The sequence below is a fragment of the Salegentibacter mishustinae genome (assembly GCF_002900095.1).
GTDB lineage: Bacteria > Bacteroidota > Bacteroidia > Flavobacteriales > Flavobacteriaceae > Salegentibacter > Salegentibacter mishustinae.
The window spans coordinates 1,255,474-1,280,813 of record NZ_LLKN01000002.1; the positions used below are offsets into that span (position 1 = coordinate 1,255,474).

25 protein-coding genes are annotated in these 25,340 nt (G+C 36.3%); 12 read left to right on the top strand and 13 right to left on the bottom strand.

Features of this window, described 5'->3' with window-relative positions; all coding sequences use genetic code 11:
* The 3 genes from APB85_RS08630 (at position 1) to APB85_RS08640 (ending at position 3,395) form a co-directional block, all read left to right on the top strand.
* Positions 1-1,590: a type IV secretory system conjugative DNA transfer family protein gene (locus tag APB85_RS08630; RefSeq protein WP_057481272.1), complete on the top strand. Its 1,590-nt coding sequence runs from the start codon at positions 1-3 to the stop codon at positions 1,588-1,590.
* Between the two features lie 102 nt (positions 1,591-1,692).
* The gene (locus tag APB85_RS08635) at positions 1,693-2,418 is read left to right on the top strand and encodes a DUF6088 family protein (protein ID WP_057481273.1); all 726 of its coding nucleotides are present in this window, start codon (positions 1,693-1,695) and stop codon (positions 2,416-2,418) included.
* Positions 2,418-3,395, top strand: coding sequence for a nucleotidyl transferase AbiEii/AbiGii toxin family protein (locus APB85_RS08640; RefSeq protein WP_057481274.1), 978 nt, complete (start codon positions 2,418-2,420; stop codon positions 3,393-3,395). The genes APB85_RS08635 and APB85_RS08640 overlap by 1 nt, the downstream gene beginning before the upstream one ends.
* A 34-nt stretch (positions 3,396-3,429) precedes the next feature.
* Here the strand turns inward: APB85_RS08640 and APB85_RS08645 are convergent, their stop codons facing one another.
* The 8 genes from APB85_RS08645 to APB85_RS08680 are packed head-to-tail and all read right to left on the bottom strand — an operon-like array spanning position 3,430 to position 10,396.
* Positions 3,430-4,263, bottom strand: coding sequence for a DUF4138 domain-containing protein (locus APB85_RS08645; RefSeq protein WP_057481275.1), 834 nt, complete (start codon positions 4,261-4,263; stop codon positions 3,430-3,432).
* Between the two features lie 10 nt (positions 4,264-4,273).
* Entirely contained in the window at positions 4,274-5,260 is a 987-nt protein-coding gene (gene traM, locus APB85_RS08650; RefSeq protein WP_057481276.1) for a conjugative transposon protein TraM, read from the bottom strand.
* 11 nt (positions 5,261-5,271) lie between these two features.
* Complete coding sequence (locus tag APB85_RS08655; protein ID WP_057481277.1) at positions 5,272-5,886, bottom strand: hypothetical protein; 615 nt, start codon at positions 5,884-5,886, stop codon at positions 5,272-5,274.
* Positions 5,887-5,932: 46 nt separating this feature from the next.
* Positions 5,933-6,778 (bottom strand): hypothetical protein, encoded by an 846-nt coding sequence (locus APB85_RS08660; protein WP_373295156.1) that lies wholly within the window; start codon positions 6,776-6,778, stop codon positions 5,933-5,935.
* Positions 6,778-7,359, bottom strand: coding sequence for a hypothetical protein (locus APB85_RS08665; RefSeq protein WP_057481279.1), 582 nt, complete (start codon positions 7,357-7,359; stop codon positions 6,778-6,780). Before APB85_RS08665 ends, APB85_RS08660 begins: the two co-directional genes overlap by 1 nt.
* Before the next feature lie 29 nt (positions 7,360-7,388).
* On the bottom strand, positions 7,389-9,791 hold the full coding sequence (locus APB85_RS08670) for a TraG family conjugative transposon ATPase (protein ID WP_057481280.1): 2,403 nt from the start codon (positions 9,789-9,791) through the stop codon (positions 7,389-7,391).
* Positions 9,778-10,062, bottom strand: a complete 285-nt coding sequence (locus APB85_RS08675) for a hypothetical protein (RefSeq protein ID WP_057481281.1) — start codon at positions 10,060-10,062, stop codon at positions 9,778-9,780. The genes APB85_RS08670 and APB85_RS08675 overlap by 14 nt, the downstream gene beginning before the upstream one ends.
* 46 nt (positions 10,063-10,108) lie before the next feature.
* Positions 10,109-10,396, bottom strand: a complete 288-nt coding sequence (locus APB85_RS08680) for a hypothetical protein (protein ID WP_083482182.1) — start codon at positions 10,394-10,396, stop codon at positions 10,109-10,111.
* A gap of 183 nt (positions 10,397-10,579) precedes the next feature.
* Between APB85_RS08680 and APB85_RS17210 the strand changes: the two genes are divergently transcribed.
* The 6 genes from APB85_RS17210 to APB85_RS08705 all read left to right on the top strand — a co-directional run bounded on the left by APB85_RS17210 (position 10,580) and on the right by APB85_RS08705 (position 17,582).
* A complete protein-coding gene (locus tag APB85_RS17210; RefSeq protein WP_111327969.1) occupies positions 10,580-10,795 on the top strand; it encodes a hypothetical protein in 216 nt (71 codons plus the stop codon).
* A gap of 445 nt (positions 10,796-11,240) precedes the next feature.
* Positions 11,241-12,329, top strand: coding sequence for an AAA family ATPase (locus tag APB85_RS08685; RefSeq protein WP_057481283.1), 1,089 nt, complete (start codon positions 11,241-11,243; stop codon positions 12,327-12,329).
* A gap of 1 nt (position 12,330) precedes the next feature.
* Complete coding sequence (locus APB85_RS08690) at positions 12,331-15,018, top strand: S8 family peptidase (protein WP_057481284.1); 2,688 nt, start codon at positions 12,331-12,333, stop codon at positions 15,016-15,018.
* A 271-nt stretch (positions 15,019-15,289) separates the two neighbouring features.
* Positions 15,290-15,733, top strand: coding sequence for a multiubiquitin domain-containing protein (locus APB85_RS08695; protein ID WP_057481285.1), 444 nt, complete (start codon positions 15,290-15,292; stop codon positions 15,731-15,733).
* Positions 15,734-15,753: 20 nt separating this feature from the next.
* A complete protein-coding gene (locus APB85_RS08700) occupies positions 15,754-16,095 on the top strand; it encodes a hypothetical protein (RefSeq protein WP_146035376.1) in 342 nt (113 codons plus the stop codon).
* A gap of 14 nt (positions 16,096-16,109) precedes the next feature.
* Positions 16,110-17,582: a ThiF family adenylyltransferase gene (locus tag APB85_RS08705; protein WP_160319237.1), complete on the top strand. Its 1,473-nt coding sequence runs from the start codon at positions 16,110-16,112 to the stop codon at positions 17,580-17,582.
* A gap of 389 nt (positions 17,583-17,971) precedes the next feature.
* Here APB85_RS08705 and APB85_RS08715 read toward each other — a convergent pair whose 3' ends face one another.
* The 5 genes from APB85_RS08715 to APB85_RS08735 all read right to left on the bottom strand — a co-directional run bounded on the left by APB85_RS08715 (position 17,972) and on the right by APB85_RS08735 (position 23,260).
* A complete protein-coding gene (locus APB85_RS08715; protein ID WP_057481288.1) occupies positions 17,972-18,634 on the bottom strand; it encodes a hypothetical protein in 663 nt (220 codons plus the stop codon).
* Positions 18,618-19,370: a hypothetical protein gene (locus APB85_RS08720; protein ID WP_057481289.1), complete on the bottom strand. Its 753-nt coding sequence runs from the start codon at positions 19,368-19,370 to the stop codon at positions 18,618-18,620. Before APB85_RS08720 ends, APB85_RS08715 begins: the two co-directional genes overlap by 17 nt.
* Positions 19,371-19,372: 2 nt before the next feature.
* Positions 19,373-19,654 carry a helix-turn-helix domain-containing protein gene (locus tag APB85_RS08725; RefSeq protein WP_057481290.1) on the bottom strand — a complete coding sequence of 94 codons (282 nt, stop codon included), beginning with the start codon at positions 19,652-19,654 and terminating at the stop codon, positions 19,373-19,375.
* A 253-nt stretch (positions 19,655-19,907) separates the two neighbouring features.
* On the bottom strand, positions 19,908-20,741 hold the full coding sequence (locus APB85_RS08730) for an RteC domain-containing protein (protein ID WP_057481291.1): 834 nt from the start codon (positions 20,739-20,741) through the stop codon (positions 19,908-19,910).
* Between the two features lie 101 nt (positions 20,742-20,842).
* Positions 20,843-23,260, bottom strand: coding sequence for a bifunctional aminotransferase class I/II-fold pyridoxal phosphate-dependent enzyme/GNAT family N-acetyltransferase (locus APB85_RS08735; protein WP_057481292.1), 2,418 nt, complete (start codon positions 23,258-23,260; stop codon positions 20,843-20,845).
* Positions 23,261-23,484: 224 nt separating this feature from the next.
* Here APB85_RS08735 and APB85_RS08740 point away from each other — a divergent pair, with 224 nt between their 5' ends.
* From APB85_RS08740 to APB85_RS08750, 3 genes are all read left to right on the top strand, one after another.
* The gene (locus APB85_RS08740) at positions 23,485-23,856 is read left to right on the top strand and encodes a DUF7793 family protein (RefSeq protein WP_057481293.1); all 372 of its coding nucleotides are present in this window, start codon (positions 23,485-23,487) and stop codon (positions 23,854-23,856) included.
* Between the two features lie 20 nt (positions 23,857-23,876).
* Positions 23,877-24,800 carry a helix-turn-helix domain-containing protein gene (locus APB85_RS08745; protein WP_057481294.1) on the top strand — a complete coding sequence of 308 codons (924 nt, stop codon included), beginning with the start codon at positions 23,877-23,879 and terminating at the stop codon, positions 24,798-24,800.
* A 218-nt stretch (positions 24,801-25,018) separates the two neighbouring features.
* The gene (locus APB85_RS08750; RefSeq protein ID WP_037321861.1) at positions 25,019-25,306 is read left to right on the top strand and encodes a DUF6520 family protein; all 288 of its coding nucleotides are present in this window, start codon (positions 25,019-25,021) and stop codon (positions 25,304-25,306) included.
* Positions 25,307-25,340: the final 34 nt, after the last annotated feature.

Here is a 25,340-nt window from a genome sequence, read left to right on the forward strand (position 1 = left end):
ATGGACATAGAAAATCTTGTTAGACTGCTTCTGATCATCGGGCCGGTAAGCATATTGTTCTATATATGTTTTAGGCTGATCAACCGCTTTGCTTTTATTTTGAATTTATTGCTGATGGTGGCCCTTGGCATTTATGGGGTCCAGGATAACCAGTGGATTCCGGCTTTGTTATTCCTGGGTTGTCCGTTGCTCCTGATCAATACCCTGATGTATGTTTTTTTACATACTCACCAGGATAATAAAAAGATCAATAAAAAATACCAGATCGGTTTTGCAACCACCAAAGGAAAATTTAAACTGGAAAATATTAAACGGGGCGCTTCCGTTATTGGCTCTGCCGGAAGCGGGAAGACCGAAAGCGTAGTGTATGGCTTTTTAAAGCATTTTCAACAGGAAAATTTTTGTGGGGTGATCCACGACTATAAGGACTTTGAGCTCACTGAAATGGCCTACCCGCTTTTTAAAGACCGGGAAATTCCCTTTAAGATTATTTCCTTTGATAAGATCCTCCATCGGGTGAATCCCATCGCTCCACCATACCTGGAAAATGAGGAAAGCGTCAATGAAGTCTCCCGGGTACTGGTGGAAAACCTATTGGAACAACGAGAGTCAGGTACCTCGGGGACTACAAAATTTTTTAATGATGCCGCGGAAGGGCTAATCGGAGGACTGATCTGGAAATTAAAAGCGGATTATCCGAAGTTTTGTACCCTTCCACACCTTATCGCCATCTACCAATACCTGGATACCGATAGCCTTATCCAGTTTTTGGAAACCAATACCACCTCTCGAGCGATGGCCGATGCCTTTATCAGCGGTAAAGATTCTGAGCGGCAAACGGCCGGGGTAAAAAGTACCCTGGCCAATGCCCTTAAAAGGATCAGTACCCAACAGATCTTTATGGTCCTTTCTAAAGATGAAGTTCCGCTTCATATTAATAGTGAGCAAAACCCTTCGGTTATTTCAGTGGTCAATAATCCCAAATACGAAGCTTCCTACTCCCCGGTCATAGCCACTATTATCCATACCATCACTAAACAAATGAGTGTGCGTAACTCTAAAGCTTCTTTCCTGCTGATGGAAGAAGCGCCAACACTTCGTTTGCTGAATATGCACCGCATTCCTGCCACGCTGAGGAGTTATGATATCGCTACTATTTATGTAATGCAGGATAAGATCCAAAACGATATGATGTATGGGGATAAAGCCAGTAAGGCAATCCTGAGTAATCTTTCCTATCAGTTCTTTGGAAAGGTAAATGACCCCGACACCGCCAAATATTACGAGCGCTTTTTTGAAATTGTGAAAAAGCCCACAACCAGTGTCAACCGCGGGTATAGCCTGGATTTTGACACAAGGGTGACCACCGGGGAGAAGGAAATTCCAAAAATCAGGGCTGATGTTTTCTTTCGGTTAAAACAAGGAGAATTTATAACCTATGCAGACGGGAAGGATAAAAAAGTACAGTTTAAATTGCAGAAGATTTACCGCGATCTACCTTCAGCTAACGACCAAAAACCTTATTCCAAAGCTGATTTAGAAGCTAATTTTGAAAGGGTGTATAAGGAGGCCAGGTCTATATTTGAGTAAGCTGAAAATAGTTTTTAATATCATTTCATTTTTGGTAGATGTCAAGTAAATACTGTAAAAAACTTGACAATTTATATTTTAATTCATTATCTTTGCCATATTATGAATATTGCGACATCCATAAAGTATCAAGTAGATCGTATAAATACCGGGAAGGTATTTACCTATGATAGCCTATCCATTCCCCAGAATGAATTCTCCGCTGCTGCAAAAGCTTTAAGCAGGATGGTTGCCAGGGGTGTGATTAAAAGATATAAAAAAGGGATGTATTATAAGCCCAAACAAACTATTTTTGGGGAAATAAAACCAAGTGAGGAAGAATTACTTTATAGTTATCTTTTTGAAAATGGTGAGCCAATTGCATACATAACAGGGACTCGGTTATATAATGAACTTGGCCTTACTACTCAAATCCCTACAACACTAAGAGTGGCCAGTTGGGATAAGATGATAAAAACCAAGATTGGAAACCTTGTTGTAAAGCCTGCTAAAAGTTATGCACCTGTTTCAAAAGAAAATATTCCTTTCTTGCAATTACTGGACGTAATGAAAGATTTTAAGAAAATTCCGGATCTGGATAAAAAGAAGGGGGTTGATTTTTTAAAGAAAAAAATCAAAGGGCTTTCTCACACCGATAAAATACAACTAGTTGATCTTGCTAAATCCTATCCTCCCAAGGTGAGGGCATTTTTAGGAGCTCTTCTTGAAGCACTCTCTTTTAAAGAAATGAGTGAATCGCTTAAAAACACCCTTAATTATTTAAGCAACTATGAATTCGGAATATCCGAAAAAATACTGACCACCACTACAAACTGGAAGATTTCCTGATGAAATTACATGATTTTAAAAATGCATTTCAGGGGGCTATTGTAGCTACTGCTCAACATTTTGGAATTTCTGAAATCTATGTGGAAAAGGACTATTGGGTTACTTTAGCACTTAAAGAGATTTTTACCAATGAATCAACCAGGGAGCTCGCCGTTTTTAAAGGTGGAACATCCCTTTCTAAATGCTTCAGGATTATTGAGCGCTTTTCCGAAGATATCGATTTGGTCGTTATAAAAGAGGAGGGGGAAACCGATAATTCCCTAAAACGAAAACTCAAAAAAGTCACTGGTGCACTGGAACCTGTTATGACTGTTATTCCCGACCATCCTTTAGAAAACAAACGAGGCAAAATTAGAAAAGTGGTCTATGGTTACGATAAAGTAGGCGTGGAGGGTGCCTTCGGCCAGATCCGGGATCATATTGTAGTGGAAGCTTCAAGTCTTGGGAAATCCCATCCTTCAGAAATAGTCAATGTCCATTCTATGATTACGGCCTTTATTGCCACGACTAATAATGTAGATCTTATCAATGCGTACCACCTTGAACCTTTTAAGGTTACGGTATTAAGTATAGAACGTACCTTTTGTGAAAAAATAATAAGCCTGGTCCGGTTTTCCTATACCGAAAATCCTTTGGAAGATTTAACAGATAAGGTTCGCCATACTTATGATTTGCATCAACTGCTGCAACAAGATAAAATCTCTTCGTTTTTGCAATCTGATGATTTTGAAAAAATGCTGCTGCAAGTAGGTAAAGATGATGATAAGGCCATTCCCAAGGATAAGGAGTGGTTACTGAAACATCCGTCCCAGTCCCTGTTCTTTAGTCAAACAGAGATGGTTTGGAAATCCTTGAGCAAAACTTATTCTGGTTCGTTTAGTGAGTTGCTAACCGGAGACCTTCCCGAAGAGAGGGAGGTTCTAAAATCCCTGATGAGGATTTCGGGAAGGTTAAAAGAAGTGAAATGGGAAATTTAAATTTTAGAGCTTCTAATTTGATAAGCTTTCCTTATCAATTCGGATTATTAATTAACCGATGCGATACCTTTAGTTTTAAATTTCGTTCCCCGTCTTTTTCATTGAGCTCCAAAATCGCCCTCCTTTCTTTAGACAATGAAAACTTTGGCAGTACATAAACTATTTTTACAGTTTTATTTTTTCGAACCTTGGTCGGCATCTTGTATTTAAAAACCGGATCCTGGTATAAACGCTGCAGGGATTTCTTCTTTCCCTTTTTGCGTGTTTCACTGACCAATTTTAAGAAATTGAGATCGTAATCCAGACCTGATCTATTCTCAATTTTGATCACAAAATAGAGCTGCTCCTTATTAAAAACGATATCCTCAACACTTAATATGATACCGTACTTACGTTTTTTTATCCGGCCAATACGTTGTTTCTTACTAAGCAAGTAGCTGCAGAATTTTCGGTAATAATCTTCCTTATCGCTTAAGTATTTTTGTGAATTACTGGTCTTAATAGAAACCATAGCAACAGGCTTTTCCTTTCCTATACTTTCGGCTTTCGGGATAAAATAGTTCAGCCTGGTAAGTTGTTCCTTATACTTCAGGATGTAGGAAAAGACCGATCCATCTTCGCCGATAACGAGCAAGTTACTTTCCTTGCCGGGTTTGGCTTGCAGTAGGCCAAAATGCTGTTGTTTTTCCCGATTATAAGTAAAAATAAAATTTGCTGCACCCGTAATGCCCTGGTTGATCGCTTTAGGGAAAAATAGAGCAACATTTTTATAATCATTGGCGTAAATGGTGTCCAGTTTTTCCTGGGTTTGTGCACTGGTGATGATAAAAACCAGTAGAGCGGCCTTGGTTAAAATATACTTTTTCATAATGATTGTTTTATTGGTTAGCCATTCCCCAGTCGGGTTCAGGTTTGCTGGCTTTGAGAATTAATCGGTAATTATTTAGAATAGTCACTTTTAGGTTGCGGTTATTTCGCCGAAACACTTTGCTTATCCCACTGACTTGGGGTAAGCTAGGGATATTGATATCACTAATTACATCGTCCAGGACTTCCGTAGTAACTTCCGCTCGGAAATTATTCTCGATGTAAATACCTTCGCTACCATCTTCAAGGTCAAAAGCTTTTAAGCTAGTTTGATGCTTATTGATATTTTCGATCTCAATCAAGACGCGATTTGGCTGAAAACTCACAAAGCCGAAAACCGGAGTATTTTTGGGGATAAATTTGTCACGAATCCTGGCAGGTTGTGCAAGTCGCATTCGAAGCCTGGAGTTTGCTTTCACCACTTGGGTACCATCAACCATCACTTTAATTTCCTTATCGGTAATATTTGTAAAATGATCCTTAGATTCCTTGGGAGCAGAAGCAAAAAATAATTGATGTTCCAGTCCCATTTCTTTGGCTTCGATTTTTCGCTTTACTTCAATTTCCGAAGTATCTACTTTTGGTACTGTTTTTATTAGGCCCGGGCTGTTATTCTCCGGTGGGCTGGTTGGCCGCGTTTGTGTAAGCTTTGCAATTTGGGCCTGCCGGGCTTTTCCCAGCTCATAAATACTATCGATCTTGCGCTCTTTTTCTTTTTCCAAAAGCTCGGTGTCGTAATAGCCTAAAGAATCTAAAAACGTTTCATCATAAATACTTGGCGCATTCTTATCCCGAACTACTTTAAGGTTGTCAATAGCCTCCAGTTTGGAATCATAGGTTTGCTGGCTTTCTTCTTCAAGGTCCGGGATCTCCGTTTGCCGGAGGTTTTCCTGTTGCTCTTCATCCTCCCCGGTGATCATCAAGGTATAGGAGATAAGAAAAATCACAATGACCGCCAGAACGCTAATGAATACGATTTTGTTCTTTTCAATTTTCATCCGTTTTAATTTTAATTTTGTGAGGGTACTTTTCTTAAACTGTTTTCGAAATAATCCGCAATGAGAAGTCCGTGTGGATTATGGGGGAAGTGACGATCTACGATGAGCAGTTTTCCCGTGGTAACCAGTTCGTAGGTATCCACAATGCTGCCGCGGTTAATCTCGAAAATAACAGTGGTTTTAAAACCATAGGAACCTTCCTTTTCTTCGAGCTGTGAATCGATCGTTAATACCTTTTGAACCAGCGAGTACTGCAATAAGCGGTTGTAAACCCCTTCCGCCTTTTTCTGCCTGTATAGGTTGTCTACCGAACTATTGCCAAGCCATAATGCTTTTTCCAGGTTTTTCTTAAAGCTATTGGCATCAATATTATAGAAGTAGGTGTGAAACAGCTCCAGGTGGGCAAGGGCCTCCACCTGGAAGTTTTCTTTTTGAGTAACCAGTTTTAATGGAATAATACTGCCATCGGTGTTGATAGCAAAAGCGGTGTTTAGCGCCTTGTTCCGAGTGGAGATAGCCATCCAAATGGCAAAGGCACTGCAACTCATCGAGCAAACCACTACGGCTAGTACGATAAAACGGTTGAGTTTTAAAACTGAGTAGATATTTTTATAAGGTGTTTTCATATTTAAAATTTTTATTGATTTTAATCGGATAAAATCCTAATGAGCTTTATGTGGTGAACAGTCTCAGTGTAAAAGAAATAGCACGCCTGTAGAGTTTGAATTTTAAAATCACGATAAAAGCTATAGATCCCAGCTCTACAACCGGGGCAAAAAAACCGCTCCCGTAATCCGTACCGAATAGGTTTTCCCAAAAATTGGTATTAATTTCTGTGTAAAGGGCATTGATAAACACATTAACCAGGAAGAAGGCTGGGACCAGCATATATACCGCCGCATACAGCCTGAAAAAGCCATAAGCCATCGAGCGAAACTTCTCAAATACCGCCAGACTAAGCACCAGGGGAAAAAAGGCCTGCATTATTCCTAATAGGAAATAACGTTCCGCCAGGAATAAGGGATAGATGAATAAATCCAGCATCCATAAGAACAGGCTAATTAAAAATGCAAAGGTTTTAAAGCCGTAAAGGGGTGTCACCAGGGCCTCATAAAGTAAGGCCATGGCTTTGCGCATCGCCCCCATAGGGGAGACATCTTCTTCTATAGGAATCTCTTGCATCTGAAGAGGTAATAGGGCAGGGGCGGTGTCGCGATACTGGTTTTCAATGGCCACAAGAATGTTGTCAAAGAATCCCAGGATTTGCGTTGAAAAAATAACCAGCAGAACTACCGCAAAGTTTTTCGCCAAATCACCGGGGGAAAGCCCCCAGGTATAGCCCTGCCTATCGGCTACCCCTTCATTATACTTTTTAAGGATGTTGACCAAAAAGAAGAGCACCGCCAGAGTTTTCATACCTACGATTGTATACTGAGAAAATTCGCTCTCCTGGATGGTTTGGAAAACGCTGTCGATATATTCGACACCTACGGCCATTATGATCATTCCTTCCATCATCAAAAGCCTGTTTCCCGGTTATTGATCTTATCCTGCATTTCTCGAAAAGAAATGATCTCGCGGTAACGCTTGGTCTTTAACCGCACATCGGTGACCATTTCTTTAGACTCGAGTTCTTTTTGCTTTAAAACCTCCGCCCGCTCGGCATCACTCATTTTTAAATGATCACTTGATAAGATTTCATCGATAAACCTTGCGTTCTCCAGGGAGTTTTCTACGACGGCACTGAAGGATTCGGTGACCCGACTTACTTCTTCTGGTTTGATGTAAGGGGAATTCAAAATATCCCGAAGGTCATCCTGCATCACCGCAATAAGGCGTTGGTTGTTACGACCTATCTCACGAACGGCTTTTAAATCCTGCACTACGCTATTGACCTTCTCAATACTCTCTTTCTGTGCCTTTAAAAAGTTGACGGTCTTGACAAGATTAGCGGTTTGCTTGGCCGATTCAACCAGGGATTTAACCAGGCTGACGAAGTTCGTATTATCATACACCGGCATCCCCTGGCAGGCAGCGCCTGCAGGCAAGCATAAAGCAAGGGCTATTGTAAATACTAAAGTTTTGTGTTTATTTTTCATATCAAAGTGTTTTAAATTGTGATGTGCGCTTAGGGCTGTTTGATAAATTCCTTGATAGCCTTTTCCATATTTTTGGTCTTTTTATAAATGGCCATTATGGCCTCGTTTTCGGTTCCGTCGGTGAGATAGGCAGCATAGACTTCGGGTGGTACTTCCAGGCGGAAAATGTTACTTTCCTTACCGATCTTGATAAAGATCTCGGTGTACTTCCGTTTTCCGGTCAAATTATTCCTGATCGATTTCAACTGCTTGCGATCATGGCTGGAGAGGCTCAAGCGCTTGACCAGTTCTTCATAACCTTTTTCATTATTCAGGCTGTAAATCACCTGGGTGTTTTCCAGGATGCTTGAGGAAGTCGCATTATTAGGAAGCTGATTTATGGATTGTAAGATAATTCCAATGGCCCCGTTCTGTTTACGGATTGCCTGGTAGTAGAATTCCACGCTTTCCAAGACATTTTCAAACTTGAGTTGCTTGGCGAATTCATCAAAAAGGATGATTCCCTTTTCTGCTCTGTTTTTCCAGATCGTACGTTGGATCGCTGACTTGATTAGTTTGAGCATCACCGAGAGAATCTCTTTATTGTCCTTGACTTCATCGAGTTCAAAGACAATCAGCCGCTTATCTTCGATCTTGTAAGTTTGATCTTCGCTAACTTCAAATAAGAAGCTGTATAGACCATCGCCGACATACTCCGAGAGCACGTGCAAAAAGTTGGTAACATTGAAGTAGTCGGGATGGATTTTAAGGGTCTCCAGCAGCTCATCTTTTCGGTGCTCGATAAAACGGTAAAAACTATCTAAGGAATGGTTTCCCGTGGTGTTTTTGTAATAGTAACGGAGGATCTTTTTTATGGCTACGGATTGTGCTTTAGTAACCTTGTCATCTGCAGCAATGAGTTCCAATAGGAACACCGAAAGATCCTCCAGCCGCTCTGGACTTACATCATCGATATTTGATATGTAGAAAGGATTAATACCTAGACTTTTTCCGCTCTTGTAGCGCAAAACAGTGTACTTATCAGGATAGAGTTTAGCGAACTTGGTATAAGAACCTCCTAGATCGATAATCACCAGGCGTACCCCGTTTTCAAAATATTGACGTAGAATGTTATTGGCCAGAAAGGATTTTCCTTCCCCGGTAGGGGCGAAGATGGCAAAGTTCCGCGCCTTGATGCGTTTCTTTCCCTCATCCCAAACATCTTTTAGTACAGGAATATTATGCTCACGGTCATTAAAAATGATGCCGGTAGGGTCCGATTTATAATTGGTATTATTGATATAGAGACACAAGGCATGTTTCATATCGGTCACATAGAGATCTTCATCGGAAAAATTGGAAGAGAAGCAGCAGTAGCTGTTTAGCAGGTAATTCTTTCGTTCCTCACCCCGTGGAGCGTAAGGGGTAATATCGAGTTCCTTGAACTCAGCCTTAATTTTAGAGGCAATGCCTTCCAAATTACGAGGATCACGATCCCAGAAGATCACATTAAGATGGCCCCGGATAATCCGCGAGTTATCATCGCTATTAATCTTTTCCAGGATTTCCTGGATCTTTCCTAAAATGACTTTGTTTTGAGACCCGAAATTTGAACTTTTGCTGAGCTCTTCAACTTTTTTATCCAGTAGCTTGCGCCATTTGTGTTTATCATCCAGGTAGAGTACCTGGTTGACTATATGGTTCTCTCTTAAATGAAGCCCCAGCCCATCAATAAACCCCTGGTGAAATACAAAGTCATCAGATGTGAATTTCTCATTGGTTTTGCTCGACTGTACCCTTTCGCCAAAGCACAGCTCGCTATTGATAGCCAGGGCATCAAAATAATTGTCCCCCGTTTGAATATGTTGTTTTTCGAGTAGGATATCAGTATCGAAACCTTCATTAAAACCGTTGAAGTATTCGGTAGTTAGGGTAGTGATTTCTTCTGGTGGTATTGCTTTTATAGAAACCTTTCGGCTGTTAGCAATAAAGGAAACACAATCGTTTACTGAGCCGATAAAGCTTTTAAAGTTGGCATCCAGTTCACTTACAATTTCTTTGGAGACTTTCCGAAAAGGGTTTACATATTTGAAGTTGTTTAAAGCTTTGTTCCTGGTCAGGGTGAAAAATATTAAAGAGCGGTGCGCTATATATTCCCGATCTTTAAAATGATCCCGTGTGGCTTTTTCTAAAAAGGTTATGTTTGGAAGTGAAGTTGCAGTGAATGCTTTCTTCTCATAAATATCCTGCTTTTGCACTACTGTACCCACCGGCAGGGACTTAAGCGCCTGAAACCAGGTGGCGTGCAGGTCTTCAAAATCTTTTTCCGATAAGGAGTAAATTTCAGGTAGGTCAAGCCGGTAACATAGGACGATGTTACCGTTTGCGGTAAAAACAACATTGTCCCGAATATCTGTAATAGGCCAGTGAGAGGCGAGGTTAATCTTTTTCATAATGGATACCTGAGTTTCTTTTATTACTGATCATTTTTGGAAATGCCCCGGTCATCTGTAGAAATTCCAGGAGCCGACTGATACGGTTTAACCCGATATACAAGAATGCATTAAAGAGCAGGGCGCTAATAATCACATCCAGACTGAAGGAGAAAATGATCACCATTAGGGACGCGATTATCGAAAGCATCATTAGCGCGAATAGGGGAAGGGAAAGTCCAAAGATGACGGCACCCTTGCGAATGTTCTTATAAGGACTATATTTTTTCATAAGTTTTCTTTTATGATTTCCAAATGTCGCTTAGCGACGGATTGACCTAGACTACAATGGTGATCAAATAGGTGAAGATGCCTACCACAGCGCCTGCGATAAGAACAAAGACCAACACCCTGGTTATTCCTTTTTTCAAATCGGAGTTTTCCCCAAAGAAGTGGCCGGCATTAAAAAGAAAGCCGACTAAAAAGATGACTCCAAGGATGATTGGAAATATATTCCTTATAGTATCGGAAATATCGGCTACGGAATCTTCGATCCCACCGATTTGCGCAAAAAGTGACGTGGATAGCAACAAGAAGAATGTTGACAGAAAGATTGATTTTTTCATAACGAAGGATTTTAAATTTTTGACTCGTTTTCGTTATGAGAAAATTAGAAATTTAATGACTTAAATAATTGGAAATCAATAATTTGTGAATAAAATATAATTTGTAGTTAATTGAATTTCAATACTTTCATTTAGCATTAAATAATATTAGTTTTTGGAAGGGGGGTGTTGATAACTTAAAATGTGGAAAGGGGAGATGGATACAAAAACGTCAATTTTGTGATTTTGTTCCTTCAACTATACATGGTTTTTGGACAAGAACCGGCAAATAGAAAACGAATTGATATTAATATTGGACACGGAGGAAAAGATTCCGGTGCCATCGGAATAAAAGGCATTAGTAATCGAGATGAAAATCACTATTACAATAGAACAGTTTGTATTGTGCAGTGGCTTTAGTAGTAGTTAAATATTTATTTAAAATTGAAGAATTATGAAAGCGTTGTGGGCTGAAATTATGAAAGTTATAAATGATATCGTAGGCGAATTTAATAAGACTTCTATTTGCAGACACCGGTTAAAAGTTATAATCTACAAAGCAGCCTTTTGGACTATAATTTTCCGTAATATCTAACTTTAGCTTTGGTTAAGGGCCAAAGTTTATGCTACATTTTTTGAAAAGAATTTTTAAAAGTTTCTTCTTCGATGTTAATGGAACCCTTTTTATAAGAGGAGAAGAAGCATGTGGTGTTTTAAAGTCTTAATATGCAACGTAGTAATCAATATTAATTACGATTTAATAGGTAAAAAACACGTTAAAACGAAAAATAATTACGATATGATGTTTTAATATTACATTTTTAGTTATATTTGTAACGTAAACTAAAAATAATATCACAGATAAATGTATACAGAGCTTATTAAAATAATTGAAGGTGGTCTTAATCACAATCCAAAGAAAGTTGTCAGTTATTCTAAACACTTGGCCAAAAAGTTAAGAGAAGATGGAGCGGATAAACTTGCAGATAAGATTATGAAAACTATTGAAGGTTCAACAGGTATTCCTGTATATAAAGATCAATTATTTGATGCACCTGTAGATAATGATACAAGACTAAATATTGCTGACATTATTCTACCTCAAGATATAAAGTTAGATATTTTGCTTTCTGAAAGTATTCAAAACCCTGTGAATAATTTTATCTCTCTGGTTAATTCAAAAAATGAAATAGAAAGTAAGGGCCTGGAAATGAATTTATCATTATTGCTTTATGGCCCACCTGGATGTGGGAAAACAACATTAGCTAAGCATATTGCTAAAGAATTAGATATTCCTATAGTGATAGCTAGATTTGATTCTTTAATATCATCACTTTTAGGTAATACCGCAAAGAATATCAGAAAATTGTTTGATTATGCAAAAAGTAAACCATGCATATTATTTCTTGATGAGTTTGATGCAATTGCTAAAGCAAGAGACGATAATCATGAAACAGGTGAGTTAAAAAGGGTAATCAATAGTTTGCTTCAAAATATTGACGATTTTTTAGAAACAGGTATTCTAATTGCTGCTACAAATCATGAACAACTGTTAGATAGCGCCATTTGGAGAAGGTTTGAAAAGGTAATTAATGTAAACAAACCAAATTCAGACGAAATTAAGAACCTTATAGGGAGCTATTTTAATAAAGTAGACTCAAAACTAGATATTGAAGACAAGAAGTTTGATATGTTATCTTCTTATTTAAATGATTTCTCACACTCTGAAATAATTAAGATTATAAATAGTGCCTTTTACAATTCAATTATTAAAAACAAAGAATTTGAATATGATGAAATTTTTTCTGAATACTTCAAATACAAACACAACAATAGGTTTACGCCAGAAGAAATGATACGTTTTTTAAATGAGAGTCATATACCTCAAAAACAAATTGCCAGTTACCTTGATATTTCAATAAGACAAGTGAGAAACGCATTAAATGTAGAATAAGATGGCAAAAAAGAATTTACCTATAAAGTTATTTCAAAAAAGGGAAAAAACTGATGATAGAAGAGTCGAAGGTGGGGGTGGTGATTCAATACCAAAATGGCAACTCGAAGGAGAAGAGCTTTCAGCAAGAGCTCAGAGTCTTTTAGAACCGCTAAATGAGTTAAATATAATTTTTAAAACTCGTGATAATACAAGGAGTTTTATTCCTGCAACTTTACGTGTAGATATTGATGATTTAGCTATTGCAAAAACTCATAGAAAAGACATTCAGAAGTTGTTCAACGGTCGGTATACTAAAAATAATATTATTGGTTTTATAGATTCTAATAGTGCTATTGTAAAAGTAGATAATATTGAAGATAGCAACGCTATAAGAAGGAATATCAAAAATTATCACAGTAACCCTAAAGCGGTTTCTGCTGTAGAGACTATTGAAATATATGAACCATTTATTGTAGATTTTGAAGAGAATGAAACTGTAAAAATTTCGCTGATAGATTTTCTAAACTATGAAGTAAATAACGCAGTTAAGCGATCATTCGAAAAATACTGTGAGCAAAAAAACGTAAATATTATAGAAACAAATTACTCGTCAGGCTTAATCATTTTTAAAATCAAAAATGCAACTAAAGCACAATTAGATAGTATTAGTGATTTTGAAGCCTTAGAATCTATAACGTTTATGCCAAAATATAGCGTGGGTATGGATCTTTTGGAAACAACGGAAGCACTTGATATTAAGGAACCCATTAAGGATGAAAAATATCCTATTGTTGGAGTTCTTGATTCTGGTATCTCGAAAAATAAGTATCTAAAACCTTGGCTTTTGGATAGAAATTATTCGTCATATCCAAAAGAATTAATAGATCCAACTCACGGTTCTTGTGTTTCTAGTATTATTATATATGGTGATGAATTGGAAGGGCTAAACTGGACAGGTAATTCTGGGTGTAAACTTTTTGACGCAACTGTATTTCCTGATGAAAAAAAAGAAAGAATAGATGAGGATGAGTTAGTTCTAAATATTAGAACAGCAATAAAGAATAATTCTGATATTAAAATTTGGAATCTTTCCTTAGGTACAGCATCTGAATCGGATTTAAGTGATTTTTCAGATTTTGGAAAAGCCTTAGATGATATTCAAATATCAAATGATGTGATTATTTGTAAGTCTACTGGAAATTGTAGAAACTTTGAGAAAGGTTTTCCTAAAAGTAGAGTTGCTCGGTCTGGTGACTCAATGAGGTCACTAGTTGTAGGCTCAATAACACATTCCAAAAATGAGAGTGATATTGCAGAAATAAATCATCCATCACCTTTTACTAGAATTGGTCCAGGTCCTGCTAATAGTATTAAACCAGATTTAGTCTCATATGGTGGCAATGCTGGAATGCATGAAGGGAGAAGAATTGAAAACGGCGTTAAAGCTATTGCAGCAGATGGCAGTTCTGTAAAAATAATTGGAACTAGTTTTTCAACACCAAGAGTAACTTCGCTATTGTCAGAATTAAATTTTAAAGTAAAAGAAAACTTTAATCCAACTTTATTAAAAGCATTAGCTATTCATTCAGCTAAATATCCTTCAGGTGTAAATTTTACGATAGGCGAAAAGGTGAATCAAATGGGTTTTGGTGTAGCCTCTTCAGCAGACGAGATTATCTATAATGACCCGCACGAGATTACTTTGGTATTGCAGGAGAACATTAATAAAGGTGAATTTATCGAGATACTTGATTTTCCTTTTCCAGAAAGTTTGATTAACGACGACGGCTTCTTTTATGGTGAAATTAAAATAACATTGGTAGCGCAACCTGTATTAAGAGAAAAACAAGGAGCTGAATATTGTCAATCACATTTAAAATTACGATTTGGTACTTATGATGATATAAAAAATAGAGATACAACTAAAGCAAATATTCTAAATCCAATAGGGCCCGGTGATCCAAAAAATGTAATACTAGATTCTAATTACGGTAGCGTATATAAAAAAGATACCTCTAGCGATTATGCTAGAGAAAGAATGCTTTTAAACTATGGTAAAAAATACCAACCTATTAAAAAACATTCTATTAATCTTGATGAAATGACTGCATCTAGACAAAGAGATAGTTTGGCAGCGGGAAGAAAATGGTTTGCTGAGATAAGAGGAATTTATCGCGATTTTGCTCTAACAAGATCTGAAGAAGATGGAGAAATTTTAAATCAAGATTTTACTTTAATAATAACTATTAGAGATACCAAAGGAGAACAGCAAGTTTATAACGAAGTGTCTAGATTATTGGCGGATAGAAACTTTCTCCACTCTAATATAAAAATAAGGGAAGAAATCCGAATAGAGGTTGATTCTTCAGTAGGTGCAGAAGTAGTAGATGATGAGCTACAACTTTGGGAAATTGAAGCAATTAAAAGAGCTGAAATACTCATGAATATAGCCCACCCTGATTTAGAGAATAATACCTTGATTTTCGAATATGATATTGATAATCAAATTGAAGGATTCACAGCAAACGACTTAGACACGTTATCTAAATATTTAGAAAATCAAGTTGAGAAAGTAGCAATTAATTATATGCCATTAGATGAAGAAATTAGAAAAATGGAAATTAATAAATTGGATAGTAATAAATTAATACAATCTGGTATCAATGATAATATAGATAAACTATTAATGCTAGGTTGGGTAAGATAATATATGTTTAATCTTAAAAATATGAGCCGATAAGAGAAATAAAAAATCCAATCTATTGCTTGAACAATAAATTGGATTATAAAATGGGATTTAAAGTTTTGACGGACTCTATAATATAAGGCTTATCTACCTTATAACTCCCTTTGTACTGTACTACAATGGTAATACTTTTTTAAATATTACACAAGTTTTGTTGTCAGATACGTCAAAACAGTAACCGTTCTCATACTGAGAATAAATGAGAACATTAATATTTAATATAATTATTACAATGAAAAATTTTATTTACAAAGTTAACAGAAAGAAATTTGAGACAGTTAACACAATTATTACAGGAAAAGAAATTTTAGAAAATGCAAATTTGTTGCCTGTAGAAGATTACGAATTATTAATTAAGGTAAACGAAAAAGGTTTCGAACCAGTTCAATTAAATGAAGAAATTGATTTAAAAGGAGCTGGAATTGAAGGTTTTTTTGCTAAACCTTATAAGAAGCTAATAATTTATGTTGATGACGAACCTGTTGAAGTTGATGAATGTTTTATGACACCAAATGAAATACTAACTGCTGCTGGGAAAAATGCTAATGGTTTTTATTTAAAACAAATTAGAGGACATAAGGAAGTTAGTTACAAGAATGACAGAGAGCATAAAATTGCCATTAAAAATGGTTTAAAATTTAGTTCGTGTAAACTTGAACCTACAACTGTTTCATAGTTATGGGAAATCAAGGGTTAATGAGTCAGTTGCAAAACAAAGGGCTCGAAACTTGGATGCACACAAATAACTTTGTGTGCTTCAAGTTTATCGTACCAATAGGAAGATTTAAAGGACAAGAAATTGAAATCGCTTTACAAGGTCAACAATTTCCAATGTTACCGCCTTCAGGTCCACATATAAAACCGCATTTACTTCCTATTACTGGGGGTGGAGGCACACATCCTTATGGTGGAATACACGACAGAAAAGTTCCTACACAAGAATATCAGTATTGGAGTAGACCATTTAAAGGCTGGACTTCTGGTATGACTGCAGATGATTATTTAGCATTTTTAAGAACATTATTGGATTTCGAATGAAGTATAGTATAACAATGACAGAAAATGTCAATAGGATATTTTTTGAGCACCTCATTCGAGAGGATGGTCAAGAAGATTTATGCTTTGCTTTTTATAAATTATCTTCTGGTAAATCACGAAAAACAGGAGTGATTAATGAAGTAATTTTACCAGAATTTGGAGACAGAAATGTACACGGAAATGTAAGTTTTAATTCAGCTTATTTTGATAAAGTCACATCTTATGCTTTAGCTAATAATTTTGGTATCTGTTTTATACATAGTCATCCTTATCCAGGTTGGCAAGGAATGAGCTTTGATGACATAGAGGCAGAGAAAATGTTAGCTCCAAGAGTTAAGGCCGTAACAGGATTACCTCTAGTTGGTATGACAATTGGGACAGATAATTATTGGAGTGCACGCTTTTGGATAAAAGAAACTCCAAATACTTATGAGAGATATTGGTGTGAATCTGTAAGGGTAGTAGGGAAGTCCCTAAAAACCTATTTCTGTGATGATATTTTTCCAAAGTCTAATTTCGGAGAAGAGTTTAAACGTACTATTTCATCTTGGGGGGATTTAAAACAACATGAAATTTCTAGGTTAAAAATCGGAATAGTAGGATTAGGTAGTGTGGGTTCTATAGTTGCTGAAGCTATTATAAGGACAGGAATAAGGAATTTAACACTTATCGATTTTGATCTAGTAGAATTGAAAAATTTAGATAGATTATTAGCAATAAATAGAGTTGATATTGGAAAATTTAAAGTAGATGTTCAAAAAGAGCGTTTTTTAAAAACTGAACTCATTTCAGATTTAAGTATTAATGCTGTTCCGTATAGTATTACTGAAAAAGAAGGACAAGAAGCAGCTCTTGATTGTGATATTTTATTTTCCTGTGTAGATATGCCTTTACCAAGATATGCTTTAGATTGCTTGTCATTTGCAAATTTAATTCCAGTAATTGATGGTGGAATTGATACAAATCCAAAGGATGATTTATCAAATATTGACCAAGCAAGATGGAAGACTCACACAATAGGACCTGAAAGAATATGTATGCAATGTTTAGGTCAATATAAACCTGAAGATGCTGCATTGGAAATATCAGGAGAGTTGGATAATCCGAATTATATTAAAGGATTACCAAAGAATCATTTTATTAATAGAGGTGAAAATGTTTTTGGTTTTAGTTTGAGTTTAGCAGGAATGGAAATACAACAATTCTTATCCTTGATTTTGAAACCAAGAGGAATTAATTATGGTCCGAAAGAAATGGATTTCAATACAGGGAATATAGATTTCGATTTTGAAAATGAATGCAGACAAGATTGTGCAATTTCTCAAGGTTTACTTGGTTGTGCAGATGAATTGAATAAAACTTTGATAATAAAACATTTAGGAGCAGAAAATAATAGAATGAAACATGAAAATTCCATAGTAAATAAAAAGAACAAAGGATTTTATACATTTTTCAAAGAATCTATAAATTCCTTGTTTAGTTTTTAATTTTTTTAGCTGCATATAGTGAGTCGTTATTTCAAAAGCTATTTGCAGCCTTTAATTTTTGTTTCTTTTGTTTTAAGGCAAAAGATAATTTGGAATAAAAAAAGATTAATTGAAGTTCTTCCTATAAAATGTGCTTAGTGTCGATTTTATTAATCCTGGATTTAGTTTTACTGCTAATTTCCTTAATTGAGTTTGTAATAGAAAAGCTTCACAAATATTTTGAATTATTAAAGTATGGAGGATTTCCTTTAAATTTTTCTTCTTCATTATTCCAAAAAAAAGCACCTGACAACTTGATTTCCAGGTTTTTTCGCTCCAAAAAAAGCCGTGTCTTAAATTTGCTTGGTAATCTTGCTCATAAATATTCAATAATCCATTAGAATCTATATTTATTCTCTTTTATCACGACTACTTTTCTCAAAAGCAATCAAATTAAATAACTCCCGCATTCTGCTTCTAACACGGTTCCCATAGCGCTCTTCCAATTCTTCAGCATTTAAATTTGTAGTAGCGTGTGTCTTCAATCTTTTACGGGTTTCAAGGTAGAGTTCATATCTTGAAAGCAATACTTCACCCATCACATTCAAATCTTTGCCATAGAATCTCCCAGGGGGCTCTACACCCAGGTCATCAAAGCAGAAAAACTTAGTATTACCATAATCTTCAATGGTTTTATAACCCAAGTGGTTAAAACTAAAAGTAACGTTGCGGCAAGGAATCATTTCATATGGACGTTGCCTGGGAGCCAAATGCCTTAATAATTTCATTAATGAAGTCTTTCCACATCCTACCGGTCCGGAGAGTAAAATTCCTTTCTCAATATCCAATCCATATTTTTTGCAGTTGTCTTTATCCCTTAGGAAATATGAAATTAGTTTTAGCAGAATAGTTTTGTCTTCTTTGTAAATCTTGAATTGCTTTCCAAAAAGAAGCTTTCCCTTGGCATTGAGATAAATTAAGATTTTTTTGAAATCATAGTGCACGTAGCTCCCATCAAATTTGCCCAGGGAATACTCCACGCCACCTTCGGTTATTTTAGAGGGGTTGACCATAATCTTTATTTTTACTGGTTCGCAAGTTGTCCCGGAATTGGGACGCCCCGTTTTGGTATGTCTTCTTTTTTTCTTTGGCCAGCATAAATTTATCCATCCAATGCATGGCTAGTGCCTGCCAATCTCTGATCTCTAATCCATCACTGGTTTTCCATTCCCTACTTTGATAATATTCAAAGAATTTTTTTCCGTAATCCGAATTAAAATTTTTACTATTAAAAAAATCTAAAATTACCTTCAAGCTGTTTGGTTGTTTATTATGTTTTCTTTGTTTGGTATTGTTTATAGTAGATACCAATGCTTGTCCACCTATGGGACGCTGTGAGTACACAGCTTGTCCATTATTGGGAGGGTGCCGATTCATTACAGGTTCTTCTATGGGATGGTAGCGTTCCGCAAGTTGTTCTAGTTTGGGATCGTAATGTCCCTGATCTGGTTCATCGGTTGTCCCAATAATGGCCATCTTAATTTTACTGCCTTTGTAGGGATTATTTGATGGGAAGTAGCTAAGGTATTCCCAAGTATCAAGATCGGTTACACACCTATGATAAGTAGATTTTGAACCGATCTTGGCTACCTTCATTAAATCCCTTCGATTAACAAAAAAGTTATCTGCAAACCGGCTGCTATTCCATTCCTGGAATAAGGCCATATACAAACTGATATGGGTAGGATTTAAACGGTCATCAAAATAGAATTTCTCAAAAGCGGCGTTTAGTTGCTTGATATAGTTCATTGTTATAGATCTAAATTAAGTACACGATTATCTTCCATGACCTTTTGGATTTCCGCAGCATCATAATAAATAATCCCGCCTATTTTGGTATAGGGTAGCGTGCCGTTTACTCGGAGGTTTTGAAGTGTTCCCGGGCTTATTTGTAAATAATCCATAACTTCTGAAGATTTCAGATATTTTTTTATTCTACCTGGTTTCTGCTCGTTCAGTAGTTGTTTAATGTCTTCGAGTAACTCTATTTTGAAATCCTGAAGATCGTCTGTAGTAATAATTGATGTTGGCATAATAGAACAAATTTTATGGCTGGGAACATTTCATTTGTTAGTTCCTGACCTGGTTTATAATTGTTCTATAAAATTGAAATTGTTTCCAGGAAATAATTCCCTAGGTTTTTCGTAGTACGAAAAAGTTTAACGTTTAATAGAAAACGATGAGAATTGATTCAATTTAAGATTCAGGTAGGAGGGAAGAAGTAGAAATTCTTTGTAAAATTAATGGAGCGCTGATTTTCGTAGTAACGATTTACTTCGAAAAAAATTATTTTTCATCATCCTGTCGCATTTTGGCTTCCAACTTTGCAGCTATTTGGTGAAGATATTTACTCCTAGGATCTTTTCTGGCTCTCATCTCACTATAAGTCTTATGATAATTATCGAGCTTAATATTAAAAAAGTCTTCAAATGCAGAGATAAGTGTTTTAAGATCTGCAGTCCCATGGTTGATATCCCCTTTAAGGTATAAACCATAAATTACTTCTACTAAGGAAGTTTTAGATCCAGACCATAGTAGAAGATTTGGTTGACGTTCCCGGAAATCTCCGCTACTTCCCGGTTGAATCAGTTCCAACTTCTCCCGAATATAATGTATGTAGCGGTAAAGCGCCTGGACCTTAGACCAAAGCATATCGTGGCTGGTCGAAAATTCAGGATTTTGATAATAGTTTATAGTAGGGCTAAAGGAGAAATCCATCTTACCACTGCGGCTGAAAAATTGTGGATCCAGGTAATTGTGGTTTTGCTCCATATAGTTGACAAAACTGTTATTTTCAGAAAAAAATCTATTGATCTTTTTAACCTCCTTTTCCAAATAACGAACTTTATGAGAATTACCGACTTTTGGGAGCTTTAATTCACAAGACCGGACTTCGGTGAAATAAATAAGATAGCTCATAGGTAACGGTTTTATATTTTTAAAAAACTCGATTTCTGCTTGAGTATTTTCAAAATCATCCTTATCTACTTGCTTTTGCAATTTGGAAAGAATTTTAATGCATAAACTAATGCCATCTTCAGCTTTCTTCAAATCAGGTTTACCTGACTGAATTAAGCTTTCAACATTTTCGCTGAATATAGACATTGTTTTCTCGAACATGAGATTTGTATTTAATGAAAACAAATAATGCCTTTGCTGTGCTATTTTCAATACGGCTTTTTAAAGGGTAAATATTTAAAAATATGCTTCAAAGGGGGGTGTTAATCTTTTTGTAGCCAATCTAAAGCTTCAAGACTGAAGTTATCATCCGCTTGAACATAGGCTATTTTTGGTATTAAAGTGGCTCCCAATTTCTTTTTTTCAAAACTTGCACTAAAGCCAAAGTTAATTTTATCGAATTTTAAAGTCCCGGCGGTTTTTATTGACTGGTATAAAAGCTGACGATAGACATTGAATTTTTCATTATATCCATAATCCATCCCTACAAAAGCAGGTATAAAAGTTTTGCCGGATCGCGTTATAAACATCACACCTAGGATCTTATCCGGTACGTCGGGATTATCTGCTTTAAGATATAATGCTAGAAAATCCCACTTCGGACTTTTAACCATTTCAGCAAATAGCTTTTTAGGAAATTTAAAAGTGTTAATTCCTAAGTTGTTTCTCCAAACCTGTTCAAATAATTGGTGATATTTATCAATTTCTTCTGGGGTAGGTGAGCATACAATCCTGGTTTTAAAGTAATTCTCAAATGCCTTGATATCCTTTTTGAAATGTTTCCTGGAGCGTTTGCTGAGTGTAGAAATATATTGTTCTTCATTCTCCCAGTTAAAATTGGCAATTTCGCAGGAATCGGGCATATCTACGGAAATGAAACCTTGCTTGTGAAGAAAAGTGTTCAGCGTATTTGTTTTTTCAAAATCCCTTAAAATGATGAGTTTAGCCCCTACGTTAGATTTTATTTCATCAATTTTCTCTAAAAATAACCGCATGGCTTGAATGCGTTGAGGATGATCATCGTCTAAAAACAAATGGGCTCCTTCTGAAAAAACGGATCCTAAGGATAGCACCATATCCGTCATATAATAGGGGTCCTTTAAGCGCATTTCTTCAATGGCTTTCGAGGTTTTTGCATCAGACAGCATATCATTTTTTAAAAGCGCACTGGTAAGAGGTGCCGCCAAAATGATTTTCCCTGTTTTGTCTTTTATGGTAATGTAATGGAAGCCCCAATTATGCTCCTTTAAATTATTATTGGTAAAAACTTTCTCTAAAAAATCAAGACCGTCCCAGTCAAAAGTACCTTTACCGGAAAAGCAGGTATCCCATTCCGATTTATTTATTTGTTGAATGGTTTCGGTATATTCCAGGTTTAGTTCATCGATTTGAGTAGTGGCAGGATTATTTTTTTCAGTTGTTCGAATTCCAAATGATTTGTAAATGCTGGTTAAATCAGTATGGGTTTCTTCTATAGCCAGGGGAAAGTGATAGCTCATCGCATCTACCAGTGCTTTTATATCTTTCAATTCATTATGCCTGGAAATCGTAATTCTAACTCCGGTATTTTTAACCGGAACTGCCGGAAACAAACCAAGGTTAACAAAAAAACCGGCCTCCATCATTTTACTTACAAAATTATACCCTGTAGCCGGTAGCCCTGTACCAATATAAAATACCGGGGAGGTATTCTTATGTACCAGCGGTAGATCAGAAGTCTCTAATAATTGATTAAAATAATCAATTTTAGCAGCTAAGTCTGACTGTAATTCATAGATTTCAGAAGATAGATGAATCTCCGCAGAAGCGGTTGCAGCAGCAACTGAAGCAGGTTCCAATTGGGCTGAAAATGTAAGGGGTCCTCCGAAATTTTTAATTTTTTTATGCAATTTTTTATCAGGACATACCAGCACCGCACCACTAGCCCCAAAAGTTTTACTCAACGTGCCGAACAGTAATATATTTTCTGGAAGGTCTTGAAATACAGACATAACATAACCCGAACCGTGCTTTCCTTTCCAACTCATTCCGTGAACATCATCAATGTAAAGATTTAACTGCGGGTATTTTTTGGATAACTCCATTAAGTCTTTTAAAGGGGCAAAATCCCCGTACATGGAATAAACCCCGTCTGCCATATACCAAATTTTATTGGCCTTATTTCTTAAGTCTTTGATATAATGTTCCAACATATCCATATTGCTATGCCTAATCATCCTTACTGTGACTCCTTTTGATTTTAAAACCTCCGTGGCACTTTGAACACTCCAGTGTACCTGGTGATCCAAGATTACCGCATCACCATCCCTTACCGCTGTGGGAATGACTGCTAAATGCCCAAGTGTACTATTTTTAGTGATGAGTATGGGATGCTGGTACATTTGGAAAATTTTTTCTTCCAAGGGCGCATAGAGCGGATGTGAAATATATGTTTTGGATAAAGGAAACTGGGTTCCGTATTTTTCAATAGCATTTATTGCTGCTCTTTTTAACCTTTTATCTTGTTCAAGTCCCAAGTAACCCGTGGTTCCGAAGTGATAGGAACGTTTTCCGTTGATGGTTATATGCCGCCCGTTTAATTCATTGCCCTCTGCATGGAGATGGATTACCCCAGCATTGGTAGCATTAGTTATTACTTCATCAACCGTATCCAGGAAATTATTGTGTTTAACTTTAGCCATAACTTTTGATATGAAAATTTCCTTTTCAAGCTATGATAAAAATCTATTAAAATCCTGAGCGTTATAATAAAAAGTCTTTTCAGAACAGTTATTCGGCTTTTCGTTCAAATAGCACTAAAACCTATGAGATTAACTTTATCACATAATATATAATTCAAGAAAAATGTTCTGGTAAGACGTATTGGAATTTTATTTTATATTAGTGATATCCAAATTATTACGGGATGGTTGTGGATGGTACTTATGCAAAAATGTGGATTTCCAGGGGGATCCTATACTTTGTCTATAAAGAAATTTATGAGATCAATAGGAGTATGGCCAAACAGATCGTAAGCCAGCGATTACAGCTGCAGAATGAAAATTCATATCCTATATTTTGTGATCTAAGAGCCGTTACCCTTGCACAAAAACAAGCCAGGGACTATTTGGCTATTGAAGGTGCATATATGACAACGGCACTAGCCCTACTAGTTGAAGATGAGCACGCCATGGTAATCGCCCAGATGTATATTAAAACAAATAGCCCGGCTTATCCTACCCAAGTATTTACTAATAAGGAAAAGGCACTTTCGTTCTTGCAGGACTATAAAAAGTAACCATTAATAAAATAATAATTATGGAAAAGCAAATCAGCAACGAGGAGAAAATGAGGTTCAATTCTTTGTACCAACAAATCATCGAGATTGCCTGTGGTAATTTTATGTTTCGCCAGGAACCGACTGGTCGCCGAGACCCACTAGATACTATTGGCGTATTACTAAATATGATGTCCGAGGAAATTTATAATTCCTGTTTCAAATCCCAGGAGCAGGAGGAACCTCCGGAATATCATTTTTCAATATTCCTGGATAATAGCTATCATATAACTTCCTATACTACCAAAACTCCCAAAATCCTGAATTGGGAGGACAAAAAAATTGATAGGCCAGTTTCAGAAATTCTTTCAAATAATTCTGTAACTATTTTAAAAGAGGAATTGGAGTCTAATGGAGGGAAAACTTATCAGCGATTAATTTCATTAGACTTTCTAACTGAAAATAAAAGCCTATACAGGACTCCCTGCACTATTCAGAAGATGACGGGAATTAATTCAGAATGTTCTTATGTAATTACCGCTTTTCGTTTCGAAAATAAAAATGAGGAGGACGAGAAAGATAGGAATACCACCCGTTCTTCAAAATCAGGAAAGAAGGAAAGTACAGCAACAAAATTACTCCTAAAACAAGTGCGTCTCTATATTCTCCGGAACCTACATACGGAACTACCTTCCCTTAAGGAATTGGGACTTATTCACCGTACGAATAAAACCAAGCTCAAAGAAGAATTTAAGAAAATGTATGGCACTACCATACCTCGGTTCCATATGAAAAAAAGGCTCGAAAAAGGTGCTCTTTTAATTCGAAGTACGGAATTGCCTATTTCCATAATTATGCAGAAATGCGGTTTTAAAGATCACTCACATTTTTCTAAAAATTTCAAGCTTCAATATGGTCAGACGCCTTCGCAATATAGAATGGAAAATGCCTGGTCAATTCAATAACAGAATAGTTTTTCGGCTTTAGCGACCATTTTGTTTGAGTTTATTTGATGAATTTTACTATTGTAAATGATAGTAGCCATAAGCTTATACTACTTTCAAATTTCAGGAATGCACTGGAATATTTACACCATAAAAGAAATGTTACAAATCTTTTTGCGCAGAAAGTAGGAGAAGCCGAAAATCCTTCAAAGAGTAGGTATATATTAAAACTTTATATTATGAAAAAGTTATTTTTAATTCCAGCAATGGCGCTTCTTGTTGTTTTAGGTATGTCCTTTACAAGTTTAGGAAGTGAAACCGATATTCAACCGGAACCGGTTGCGAATGATTATGTGCTGCTCAATGGATCTTGGCAGTCTATACCAGAACAAGCTTGTGATCCGGGAGGAGAAATTTGCCAAGTTCAGTTTGGTGAAAATGGTCCTGTTTATGATGTTTATGATGAAATGGACAGGAATACGCGTAAATCGAGTACCTCTGAAGATCCGACCATTATTAATCCCTAATTGAATACTTTAGGTATAAGGCACATCACCACTA

Excerpts from the sequence above, each read along its gene's own strand:
- APB85_RS08655 (WP_057481277.1), bottom strand. The coding sequence starts at position 5,886 with ATGAAAACACCTTATAAAAATATCTACTCAGTTTTAAAACTCAACCGT.
- APB85_RS08645 (WP_057481275.1), bottom strand. The coding sequence starts at position 4,263 with ATGAAAAAGTATATTTTAACCAAGGCCGCTCTACTGGTTTTTATCATC.
- APB85_RS08685 (WP_057481283.1), top strand. The coding sequence starts at position 11,241 with ATGTATACAGAGCTTATTAAAATAATTGAAGGTGGTCTTAATCACAAT.
- APB85_RS08715 (WP_057481288.1), bottom strand. The coding sequence starts at position 18,634 with ATGGTCAACCCCTCTAAAATAACCGAAGGTGGCGTGGAGTATTCCCTG.
- APB85_RS08660 (WP_373295156.1), bottom strand. The coding sequence starts at position 6,778 with ATGATGGAAGGAATGATCATAATGGCCGTAGGTGTCGAATATATCGAC.
- APB85_RS08720 (WP_057481289.1), bottom strand. The coding sequence starts at position 19,370 with ATGAACTATATCAAGCAACTAAACGCCGCTTTTGAGAAATTCTATTTT.
- APB85_RS08750 (WP_037321861.1), top strand. The coding sequence starts at position 25,019 with ATGAAAAAGTTATTTTTAATTCCAGCAATGGCGCTTCTTGTTGTTTTA.
- APB85_RS08695 (WP_057481285.1), top strand. The coding sequence starts at position 15,290 with ATGAAAAATTTTATTTACAAAGTTAACAGAAAGAAATTTGAGACAGTT.
- APB85_RS08700 (WP_146035376.1), top strand. The coding sequence starts at position 15,754 with ATGAGTCAGTTGCAAAACAAAGGGCTCGAAACTTGGATGCACACAAAT.
- APB85_RS08725 (WP_057481290.1), bottom strand. The coding sequence starts at position 19,654 with ATGCCAACATCAATTATTACTACAGACGATCTTCAGGATTTCAAAATA.
- APB85_RS08665 (WP_057481279.1), bottom strand. The coding sequence starts at position 7,359 with ATGAAAAATAAACACAAAACTTTAGTATTTACAATAGCCCTTGCTTTA.
- APB85_RS08670 (WP_057481280.1), bottom strand. The coding sequence starts at position 9,791 with ATGAAAAAGATTAACCTCGCCTCTCACTGGCCTATTACAGATATTCGG.
- APB85_RS08690 (WP_057481284.1), top strand. The coding sequence starts at position 12,331 with ATGGCAAAAAAGAATTTACCTATAAAGTTATTTCAAAAAAGGGAAAAA.
- APB85_RS08730 (WP_057481291.1), bottom strand. The coding sequence starts at position 20,741 with ATGTTCGAGAAAACAATGTCTATATTCAGCGAAAATGTTGAAAGCTTA.
- APB85_RS08635 (WP_057481273.1), top strand. The coding sequence starts at position 1,693 with ATGAATATTGCGACATCCATAAAGTATCAAGTAGATCGTATAAATACC.
- APB85_RS08680 (WP_083482182.1), bottom strand. The coding sequence starts at position 10,396 with ATGAAAAAATCAATCTTTCTGTCAACATTCTTCTTGTTGCTATCCACG.
- APB85_RS08640 (WP_057481274.1), top strand. The coding sequence starts at position 2,418 with ATGAAATTACATGATTTTAAAAATGCATTTCAGGGGGCTATTGTAGCT.
- APB85_RS08740 (WP_057481293.1), top strand. The coding sequence starts at position 23,485 with ATGGTTGTGGATGGTACTTATGCAAAAATGTGGATTTCCAGGGGGATC.
- APB85_RS08735 (WP_057481292.1), bottom strand. The coding sequence starts at position 23,260 with ATGGCTAAAGTTAAACACAATAATTTCCTGGATACGGTTGATGAAGTA.
- traM (WP_057481276.1), bottom strand. The coding sequence starts at position 5,260 with ATGAAAATTGAAAAGAACAAAATCGTATTCATTAGCGTTCTGGCGGTC.
- APB85_RS08705 (WP_160319237.1), top strand. The coding sequence starts at position 16,110 with ATGACAGAAAATGTCAATAGGATATTTTTTGAGCACCTCATTCGAGAG.
- APB85_RS08675 (WP_057481281.1), bottom strand. The coding sequence starts at position 10,062 with ATGAAAAAATATAGTCCTTATAAGAACATTCGCAAGGGTGCCGTCATC.
- APB85_RS08630 (WP_057481272.1), top strand. The coding sequence starts at position 1 with ATGGACATAGAAAATCTTGTTAGACTGCTTCTGATCATCGGGCCGGTA.
- APB85_RS08745 (WP_057481294.1), top strand. The coding sequence starts at position 23,877 with ATGGAAAAGCAAATCAGCAACGAGGAGAAAATGAGGTTCAATTCTTTG.